Genomic DNA, 9,481 nt, shown 5'->3' with positions numbered 1-9,481 from the left:
TTGCAAAAATGGGTTCCCCGGCACCCCTCCCCAAATACTCTATTGTCCTGCCGGCGGATTGTCGTCCGCCATGGCGGAAGACAATCAGCCGGCAGGACATGGGAGTTCCGAAAAGGGCTCGGAGGTTGCTCGCTCTGTCCAACGGAAATCGCATCGTTCCCATTTCCCGGGTCGTTGTGATCAACAGATGCGGTTCGCTTCGCTGGCCACATTCTACGGGAGCTACGCGCACCGAACGTGCCATGAAAAGCCTCCGTTGGTAATGGGTACCGATGGGGTTGTCTTATATTCCTCCGCGGCTTATTACGCCAGAACACAGGAGTTTTTGGGGAGGGGGCCGGGGAGGGCCTTTTTGCAAAAAGGCCCTCCCCGGAAATCTTAATCTTCTTCCTTACCCCTAAGCCCCGAACTTGGCCTGGCGCTTGGCGTGTGCGGTGATCAGGGCCATGAGGTCGGCCGCGTCGAACTGGCCCAGTGCACCGCGCAGGCATTGGCTTTCGCCGAAGCCTGTAACATCGGGATTGGAGCGGCTTACGCCCGGAGCCCACATTAGCACCGGCACAGGGTGCCAACTATGTGATTTCAGCACCGCGGGAGTTGAGTGGTCTCCGGTAATAACCACGACATCCGGTTTCAGTTCCAGAATCCGGGGGATCACCTTATCCACCTTTTCGATTTCCTTGACCTTGGCATCGAAGTCCCCGTCTTCCCCGCGGCTGTCCGTATATTTGTAATGGAAGAAAAAGAAATCAAAAGAATTCCATTCCTTCCTGAGTGCGTCCAGCTGGTCGTCAAGATTGTTGAGGCCGTGAATCAGCGTCATCCCCACGAGGCTCGCGAGCCCCTTGTACATGGGGTAAACGGCCAGGGCTGCTGCGTTGAGCTTGAATACGTCTTTGAAGCCAGGTAAGCCGGGCTCTCTAGACCAGCCTCGCAGTGTGACCATGTTGGCCGGGCTCTGGTCTTTTATGCGGTCCCGAACCAATTCCACCCACTTGTTTACCAGTTCCGCGGTGCGGGCGGCATCTGAGGAACCGTCCAGGGCTTCGACAGTCAGCGGCTTTAGGCCGACCTTTTGCGGATCGGTCTCATTGAGAGACTGGGAAAGGCCCAGACCTCGGAGGATTAGAGCGAACCGATAGTCGCGCACCGGCTTTACCACGAGTTCAACGCCCGGGAGAGTTATGTCCTTAATCAGGTCCACCATGCGCGCACATTCTTCGGTGGATATTCGGCCTGCGCGGCGATCCGTAATTATCCCTTGGCTGTCCACGGTGCAGAAATTCCCTCGCGCGGCCACATCCTGGTCGGTCAAAGATTCGCCGATGCCCACCGCTTCCAGGACTCCCCGTCCGATAACGTATTTTAGCGGATCGTACCCAAAGAGGCCGAGGTGTCCCGGGCCGCTTCCGGGAGAGATACCTATCCCGACCGTGTGCATAAGCCCCAGCATGCCTTCTCGTGCCATTCGATCCATGTTAGGCGTCGCAGCGGCTTCCAGTTCCGTTGGGCCGCCGACCTCTCTGGGCAGTCCGCCCAGTCCGTCCATCACCAGCAGCACGATCTTCGTGTCGGCCTTTTGTGTAAGCGACCTCATTAGATCAAGATCAGCCATTGTTCGCATGCCTCCGGATAACTAAAGTTCAAATCCTCCGAGTTGATTGCACAGTACCATACTGCATTGTCGCACGAAAACTCCATTGAAACCCGCGTGAATTTCCGCCTAATGGGACGGATCGATTTACGTTCAATATAGCGATCCCCAAAACTGATGGCCTCTAGCGCAGACGGGCAGGCGACCTCGGCCGGGTGGCCCGGACCTTCGGTGGGACAGGCTTCCAGCCTGTCTATTAGAATGACCGGCAAGATGCCGGTCCCACCCGCGGGCCGCGAAGCGACAAGAGGTGTATTTTCTGCGCGCTATTCCAGCAGCAGGGTTAAGACAATCCCGTATTCATGAGCTAGCCCCTCTTGCGCTTTCGGCGCCCGGAGGCCGCACCTCGCGGGACTCCGGGCCACCCAGCGGCCCAGATCGTGCCACAATACCACCTGTTTCGTGATTTTTGAGACAGTCTCAGACTCCCGTCCGACCATCATGTGCCTGTCCTGGACGAGTCCCGCGACTTAAGAGGCATTATGTAAATCATTCCGGAGTCTTGGGCATTTTACCGCCGATAAGAACATTCAATGTGCGCGGGGAATCGTACGCGCCGGCCTCTCGAAGCGCTCGGCGGAAACGAGGCATATGAATGAGGTCGAAAACATGGCCCTTGTCGGGAAAAAGCCTGAGTGCAAGGTTCCTGGTCCCTTGTATCATCTTGTCGGCTTCGGAAAGACTTATGGGCCGGGTCATCAACACGTGAACCAAAAGGTCCGACGCCATTCTGAGCAGCCTTATTCGACGATCTTCTTCTCTTATGAGGTCGTCTCGGTCTTGCATGCGGATTTCCTCTCAAAGGAAGAATAAAGCATTCGAGGCGGTAAACCAAGGCGGCTCCAATTGAGGCGCACCGACGGCCCTCCCCACGTTTTGATTTACACTCCACAGGCTCTGTGCTAGGAAAGCAGATCCACTGCGGATTGAAAATGAAGAAAGTCAGAGCGCGTAAATGAACTTGTTAAGAGCGTCCCTTAAACTCATGAGACCGACCCAATGGATCAAGAACGGGTTTGTCTTTATGCCTCTGATTTTCAGCTCAAGATTGTTCGTTGCCGAAGATGTGGTGCGGGTAATAGGCATGGCCATGGTGTTTTGTCTCGTGTCATCGGGTTCGTACATCCTCAATGACTATCTGGATATGGAGCAAGACAGGGCTCATCCCCTGAAAAAAAATCGTCCGCTGGCGCGGGGGGATATTTCACCCGCTGCAGCGCTCACCGTAATGGGGATCCTGCTGGCCGTTGTTTTCGCCTTGGCTTTAGCCATCAAAACACCCCCCTCGGGCTTCGCGATTCTGGCGGGTTACCTGGTGATGCAGCTGTTCTATTCACTCAAGCTCAAAGACATTGTGATTGTGGACGTGCTGACCATAGCCGCCGGCTTCTTGTTGAGGGTCCTGGCAGGAGCCGTCGTGCTGGAGGTTGGGGTGTCAAGCTGGCTTATTTTGTGTACGTTTTCCGTGGCGATCTTTCTGGCGCTCGGCAAGAGACGCCATGAAGTGGTAATGCTCAGCGGCAACGCGACGAACCACAGGCCGGTGTTGAAGAACTACAGCGTCGCGTTTCTTGACCAACTCTTGCAGGTTGCCACTACGTCCACATTCCTGTTCTATTGCTTATACTCGGTGCGCTCCCAAGCGTCCGCGGGGATCGAGTCCGAGAAGATGATGTTTACGATTCCTTTCGTAACTTACGGTATTTTCAGATACCTTTACCTCATCTATCATAAGGAAGACGGAGGCTCTCCCACGGCCTTGCTTCTGACCGATCCTCCGCTCCTGATTTGCGCCATACTCTGGATGGTAGCGTGCGTGGCGATCATATATTGGTAACCCGTGACAGCGGAGCGGCCCGCGGCAGTTTCGGGCCGAGCGCTCAATGGAGGGGAATCCCATGTTAAGAACCTTGAAGTACGTTGTCTGTTTTGTTGTTCTGGCCGGAATAGGAACTGTCCTCGGGTGTTACATTCATGCCACTCGAGTCAACCAAGACACTCTTATGAGTGGAGTAGCCCTGGTGCGAGAAATGCCTTACGGCGAGCAAGTCGTGGGAATGATCGAAACGACCGTTTTTTCCTATCAGGAAAGAAAGAACCTGGAAGACTTTCAACAGAAACACAAAGATAAGATTCAGATAGACCCGGAAGTCCTGAAAAAACATAAAGATTTGTATAGAGAGGGCGGGGCGGGCCGATGATTGATAATTTTATATGCTATAAAATCAACATGATAATTAAAAGTGTAAAACCATAACTTGACAATGTGTCCGCAAGGTGCTACCCCACCTCCCCGATGCCCGCTTCACGCGGGTACCCGTCGAACCCAACAGATCGACTTATCCTGGAAGCGACAGGGAGAACACATGAAACTGGACAAAACCTCCCCAGACACCGAGCTGTCCAGCATCCCCGCAGAATTCAGAGAAAACTACAGATTCCTTAGCGAGCTTATCAACTGCCGAGATAAGAACGATTCAGCGGCCGGTGAACTTGAAGATCTGGTCGACAGACGCCTTTGCCGAATCCGGGGCAAGCTCAACAAACGGCAGATCAAACTGCTGAACGATTTCATGAACCGCACCAAAAACGACGATCCGGAATGTTTTTACCCGCCTGTCCCTGCCGAATTGGAAGCCGCTATCCGTATCAAGAAACGATCCATCTGGCTGCCCTGGGAAGCTGAAGCGATTCGCAAGATCGAACGCTGGAGAGAGGACCTGTGCACCATTACAAGGTATTGGGCCGGTGCCAGGGTCGAAGCGACCGAACTCAAACGCTTGCCGATCATCGTACAGACAACTTGCTAGCTACTCCTTTAACCATTATTTAGGCACTGGTGGGGGACGACTTTCATTGCGACCCCGCTGAAAAGCGGGGATGCAATCTCGCGGGGTTGAATAGCAGGTGTCGAAAATAGTGCCCGATTACCAAATGCGCCTCTTGTAATTATAGTGACGTGCATTCAGTCTTGCGGAACACGCAAGAGGGCACGGCACGCCGTGCCCCTACGCCAAAACGAGGCGCTGAATCCGGTTGTAGGGGCAGGCGTGCCGTGCCCAACAAGACCGTGGTGTCAGAAGGATCTCAGGTAACCGCAACTCCCACTGCGTCGCGCTATAGTAGGTGCCGGCCTCCGTGCCGGCACATTTTGCGGATACAAATCAATCACGCCCCTGGCGTGGCAGGGACCCCGGATCGCGGTCCGGGGCAGGCTCTGGCCCCCACCGGTTCCCTTAGAGCGCGGGCTACGCAACAGCGCAAAAACTGTGGCAATTGGTATGGCACACGCGCTAAGGCATCCGTCACTCGGATCTGCCGGACTTCTCCACCAATTCTTTAAACTTCCTGGCATAGCGTAGCGCGTCCGGATTGTTCCTCAACTCTTCCACCGAGTATCGCATCTTGGTCACCCAGTTCGGATGCTCCCATGTGGTCCCCGGGAAATTCTGTTGCCTGACGTCCAAGAACACGTCTTCCTGATTGATCATTACGAGCTTCGAATTTGTATGCAGCAGAAAGGCAATTACTGCCGAATGTAATTCATCGGTAGGCAGCTTTGACTCCCGGGCGAAACGCGCTCCCTCGTCGTCCAGAAAACCGTCTTGCACCAACCGTTCCAGTATTTTGGTTTTGCTCCGAGCGCGCTCCTCTGTGAATGCCTTGGCTCGCTCCTCTGAAAGCTGTCCGATGCCCCGACGCGTTGCGATATCGCCGCCGGACCAGAACCCGCCCAAGGTAGGCAAATCGTGCGTGGATATGGAAACCAGCGCTGCTTCAGGATAAGCGTAATGAGGCGTCAGGTTCCCTTCGTAATCTCTTTCAAAGTAGAACAACCTGTAAGAAAGGATGTCTTTGGCCATAAGCCTTTCCCTGAATTGCGGAGGAACCGTTCCCAGGTCCTCGCCGACGATTAGGGTCTTGGTGTCTTGACTGACGAGGGCCAGCAGGTTCAGCAGATCTGCCTCATTGTCCTTTACGTATACCCCCTGAGCGGGCTTTCCTCCGTCGGGTATCCAAAAAAGGTGAGAAAACTGCATGACATGATCGATCCTCAGAGCGCCACCGCGTTTGCAGCTGGCACCCAGTTTCCTGAAAAAAAGGTCGTAACCTGAACTCCGTATCTTGTCCCCGTTCGGGGGCGGGAAGCCCCAGTCCTGGCCGTCCGGGGCGAATTCGTCCGGAGGCGCGCCGACTCGGAAGCCTTCGTGAAAAAACTCGCGCCAGGCCCAGAAATCCGCACCGTTGCGATCTACGGCAAGGGCCTCGTCATGATAAAGACCAATGAGCATGCCGAGGCCAAGAGCGTGCTGTTGGGCCCAGTTTAGCTGTTCGTCTATCTGCCACTGGAGGTATGCCCAGAACAGGATTTGGTCTTCGTTCTTCGCCTGAAAGTCCTTGACCTGCTCGGATTCGGGATCGTGGAACGCTGCCGGCCAATCTCGCCAGCTTTCCGCCTCCGGGAGACTCTCTTGAAAATGTTCTTGAAGCGCGCAGAAAGTCGCGTACCGCTCAAGGTGCACGCCTCCTGATGTTATAAATTCAGCGAACTCCTTCCATCGATTAGTCCCCCCGCCGGGCTTCCGGTGATTCTCCAAGAAATTTCGGAATAACTCCCGTAGAATGAGCAGCTTCAGAGCGGACACCTCCTCGTAGTTGACCTGAGTCTCGTCCCTGAGAGCTTGAATCCTTCGACGCGTCTCAGGCGATTCGAGTAATGCCTGAGCCTTTTTGGAGCCGGAGTAGTCCTCCATCCCCGGCACATCCAGATATATGAAATTCCGAAACAAACGGCTGGAGGGAAGATATGGACTGCTTGTACACGGCCTTTTGTTGAAAAGAGCATGGAGAGGATTCAGGCCGACAAAATCCACATGGAGTTCCTCGTGTGCCCAATCGATAATCTTTATTAAATCCGAGAAATCCCCGATGCCCCAATTCTTTTCCGAGCGGACACCATATAGAGCCAACCCCACCCCGGCTACTCGCCTGCCCGTTTGAATATCAGGCGGCAGATAGGCCTTCGCAGGACATACGATCCAAATGCACGAGCAGGAATGGGTTTCTCGGCCTATCACCGCTTCCACCCGAACTTTGTAAGGTCCGGTCTCCAGTTCTTGAGGAAAGGGGAACGAAAGACGGACGAGGCCCGTATCGTCATCCGCATCCACTAGCGCGGCCTCGCCATCAAATGAATATTCATGATAGAGAGAGGTTCCTTCACCGCCGGACACGGTGATTTGCCCTACCGGGGAGGCCAGTGCCTCGTCGGTGATCCTTTCGGCCAAGTAGACCGAGCAGCGAGACGGCAGATCATCGATTGAAACGACCACGACTTGCGGATCCAGGGCCAATTGTTCTGTGCTGATGGTAAGCCCTTTGGCTTTAAGCACGCGCGCTGCGGTCTTCGGGTCTGTTCGCCTGACTTTGCCCCAGGTGTCGATGTACTGAGCTTCAATTCCAAAAATCTCCCCGACTGTTCGCAACGCTTGGTAAATGTTTAACAATTCCCGTGCCTCCTCGTGAGCGCTCGGTGCGGCATTGAGCGGTTTTTCATTGACTGATTGATCTCATAACAGGTAATTAGACAACAGGAAACACCATATCAGTTCCAGCAATTTTTTTGTCACAGCGTCTTAGCTGCGCGGGTAACCCTTCACTTACACGGGGGAATAGTCCGTTCTCTGTCCTTCCGAGGAGCGAAGTCCCGCATTCCTGCATGACCCTATCAAATCCACACCCGTGTACGGGAGATCATTATGGATTTCAAGTTAACCGATGAACAGCGTTTGATAAAGAAGGCCGCCAGGGACTTCTCGACCAAGGAGCTTGCTCCCCACGCCAGGGAATGGGAAGAAAAATGCATTTTTTCTCGGGAAGTCTTCGACAAAATGGGTGAACTGGATTTCACGGGCCTCTACGTTCCGGAAGAATGCGAAGGAACAGGAGTCGGAAGACTCACCGCAGCCCTGATTTTCGAGGAAGTCGCCAAAGGGTGTTTTGCCACCGCTGTGTACCTGAGCGTTCACAACATGGTGACGCACTTGATCTACCATTACGGAAACGAAGAACAGCGTCAGCGTTTCGTAAAACCGTTGGCCTTGGGAGAGAAGCTCGCTGCATATTCGCTTACCGAAGGGGAGGCGGGCTCCGACGCGGCCGCGTTAAGTACCAGCGCGGTCAAGACCGATGGCGGTTACGTCCTGAATGGGACGAAATTATACGTCACCAGCGGTGAAGTTGCGGACATTTACGCCGTGATGGTGCGGACGGATGAGAGTCAAAAGCAGAAAGGTATCAGCGCTGTGCTGGTTGAAAAGGGGACGCCGGGGTTCACCTTCGGGCCTCATGAGGCGAAAATGGGCCTCAACTCTTCCCCTACCACCGAGTTGAACTTCAACGACTGTTTCGTCCCGGCAGAGAACCTCCTTGGCGAGGAAGGTAAAGGGCTCAACATGGCCCTCACGGGGCTGAATGGGGGGCGAATCAGTATCGGGGCGTGTGCTACCGGTCTGGCACAGCAGGCCTTTGATTATTCACTCACATATGCCCATAAGCGCCAGCAATTTGGCCGGTCGATCATTAGCTTTCAGGGGCTTCAGTTCCTTTTCGCAGACATGGCCAGTGAAATAGAGGCTGCGCGGCTCATGATTTACCGGGCCGCGTATCTGATGGACCAGGGTGAGCCCTGCGTCCTGGAAGCCGCGATGGGGAAACGTTTCGCCACGGATATGGCCATGAGGGTTACGACCGACGCGGTCCAAGTTCTGGGCGGATACGGATACATGAAGTCTTATCCGGTGGAAATGTACATGCGATTTGCCAAGGTCGCTCAGATCTTCGAGGGAACGAACCAGATCCAACGGGTAGTAATAGCCAGGGAGCTGTCCAAGTACAAGGGCGGAAAGCGACCGGATGGCTATTAATAGCAACTCCCATGGCGCCGAGCGCCACAACGAATTATGAAAACGCCTGTAGCGCCGGCATCTTGCCGGTTTCCTTCGAGGCGTTTTCATAGGAATTCGTATTCGAAGAAGTAGACCAGAGGAATGGGGCCATCGGCAAGAATCCGGAAACAATGTAGGGTTTCATAAAAGCGCCTCAACCCGCCACAGACGTATCTCACAGGAGAAGAATCATGCCCAAAAAGGCCGCGAAAGCCCCGAGTCTTGGGGAACGAATCCGCAAGATGAGACAGAAACAAAACGTGGACCTCGACCAACTGGCCGAGAAAACCGGATACGCGTCGGAGTACCTGCAGAAGATTGAAGAGGGTAAGGTATCTCCGCCAGTGGGCGCATTAATCCAGATTACCAGGGCGCTCGCACTGGATTCCGCGGCACTGCTGGCCGAAGAAAAGAAGAAGGAAAGGCGAAAAAGCTATCTGAAGCGCACAAAGGCTTATTCGTATAAGTCGCTCACTCCGGACGCCGAAGATAAGCACCTTTGGGCGTATGTAGTGACCCTGGCTCCTAAAAAAGAGCACGAAATGGTCGAATACAAACATGAGGGCGAAGAGTTCCTGTACGTCATGGAAGGCAGAGTCGCGGCACAAGTGGGCGCCCAAATTCATACCCTCAAGAAAGGGGAAAGCCTCCATTTTGATTCCGGAGTGACTCATAATCTAAAGAACTTGAGCACAAAACCGTCCACGCTGCTGGTCGTCGTATATACTCCTTAGAAACGCGCTCCCTTACCGAAAACCAAACAGTTTGTGCGCGGAGCGAAGACGCACCCATTCTGAAAGAGACAGCAGTCAGCGAGGATTCAGGGGTGTTCTCAAGTATTTAAGGCAACGCGCACAGGGTTGTCCCGCGGGCCATAATT

At 54.2% G+C, this 9,481-nt stretch carries 8 protein-coding genes; 5 read left to right on the top strand and 3 right to left on the bottom strand.

Annotated elements, in window-relative coordinates; all coding sequences use genetic code 11:
• Positions 1-397: 397 nt before the first annotated feature.
• Both HY913_18555 and HY913_18550 read right to left on the bottom strand, forming a co-directional pair.
• Positions 398-1,615 (bottom strand): 2,3-bisphosphoglycerate-independent phosphoglycerate mutase, encoded by a 1,218-nt coding sequence (locus HY913_18555; GenBank protein ID MBI4965284.1) that lies wholly within the window; start codon positions 1,613-1,615, stop codon positions 398-400.
• A 528-nt stretch (positions 1,616-2,143) separates the two neighbouring features.
• Positions 2,144-2,440: a hypothetical protein gene (locus HY913_18550; GenBank protein MBI4965283.1), complete on the bottom strand. Its 297-nt coding sequence runs from the start codon at positions 2,438-2,440 to the stop codon at positions 2,144-2,146.
• 169 nt (positions 2,441-2,609) lie between these two features.
• Here HY913_18550 and HY913_18545 point away from each other — a divergent pair, with 169 nt between their 5' ends.
• From HY913_18545 to HY913_18535, 3 genes are all read left to right on the top strand, one after another.
• The gene (locus HY913_18545; GenBank protein MBI4965282.1) at positions 2,610-3,491 is read left to right on the top strand and encodes a decaprenyl-phosphate phosphoribosyltransferase; all 882 of its coding nucleotides are present in this window, start codon (positions 2,610-2,612) and stop codon (positions 3,489-3,491) included.
• Between the two features lie 61 nt (positions 3,492-3,552).
• Entirely contained in the window at positions 3,553-3,855 is a 303-nt protein-coding gene (locus tag HY913_18540; protein MBI4965281.1) for a hypothetical protein, read from the top strand.
• A 165-nt stretch (positions 3,856-4,020) separates the two neighbouring features.
• A complete protein-coding gene (locus HY913_18535; protein ID MBI4965280.1) occupies positions 4,021-4,464 on the top strand; it encodes a hypothetical protein in 444 nt (147 codons plus the stop codon).
• 495 nt (positions 4,465-4,959) lie between these two features.
• Here HY913_18535 and malQ read toward each other — a convergent pair whose 3' ends face one another.
• Entirely contained in the window at positions 4,960-7,161 is a 2,202-nt protein-coding gene (malQ, locus tag HY913_18530; GenBank protein ID MBI4965279.1) for a 4-alpha-glucanotransferase, read from the bottom strand.
• Positions 7,162-7,413: 252 nt separating this feature from the next.
• Between malQ and HY913_18525 the strand changes: the two genes are divergently transcribed.
• Together HY913_18525 and HY913_18520 are read left to right on the top strand one after the other, a co-directional pair.
• A complete protein-coding gene (locus tag HY913_18525) occupies positions 7,414-8,580 on the top strand; it encodes an acyl-CoA dehydrogenase family protein (protein MBI4965278.1) in 1,167 nt (388 codons plus the stop codon).
• 212 nt (positions 8,581-8,792) lie between these two features.
• The gene (locus tag HY913_18520) at positions 8,793-9,335 is read left to right on the top strand and encodes a helix-turn-helix transcriptional regulator (protein ID MBI4965277.1); all 543 of its coding nucleotides are present in this window, start codon (positions 8,793-8,795) and stop codon (positions 9,333-9,335) included.
• The last annotated feature ends 146 nt before the right edge of the window (positions 9,336-9,481 follow it).

The sequence above is a fragment of the Desulfomonile tiedjei genome (assembly GCA_016212925.1).
Lineage (GTDB): Bacteria > Desulfobacterota > Desulfomonilia > Desulfomonilales > Desulfomonilaceae > JACRDF01.
The sequence above is the reverse complement of the archived record's forward strand: the minus strand, read 5'-3'. Positions and strand labels throughout refer to the sequence as shown.

Excerpts from the sequence above, each read along its gene's own strand:
- HY913_18555 (MBI4965284.1), bottom strand. The coding sequence starts at position 1,615 with ATGGCTGATCTTGATCTAATGAGGTCGCTTACACAAAAGGCCGACACG.
- HY913_18550 (MBI4965283.1), bottom strand. The coding sequence starts at position 2,440 with ATGCAAGACCGAGACGACCTCATAAGAGAAGAAGATCGTCGAATAAGG.
- HY913_18545 (MBI4965282.1), top strand. The coding sequence starts at position 2,610 with ATGAACTTGTTAAGAGCGTCCCTTAAACTCATGAGACCGACCCAATGG.
- HY913_18540 (MBI4965281.1), top strand. The coding sequence starts at position 3,553 with ATGTTAAGAACCTTGAAGTACGTTGTCTGTTTTGTTGTTCTGGCCGGA.
- HY913_18535 (MBI4965280.1), top strand. The coding sequence starts at position 4,021 with ATGAAACTGGACAAAACCTCCCCAGACACCGAGCTGTCCAGCATCCCC.
- HY913_18525 (MBI4965278.1), top strand. The coding sequence starts at position 7,414 with ATGGATTTCAAGTTAACCGATGAACAGCGTTTGATAAAGAAGGCCGCC.
- HY913_18520 (MBI4965277.1), top strand. The coding sequence starts at position 8,793 with ATGCCCAAAAAGGCCGCGAAAGCCCCGAGTCTTGGGGAACGAATCCGC.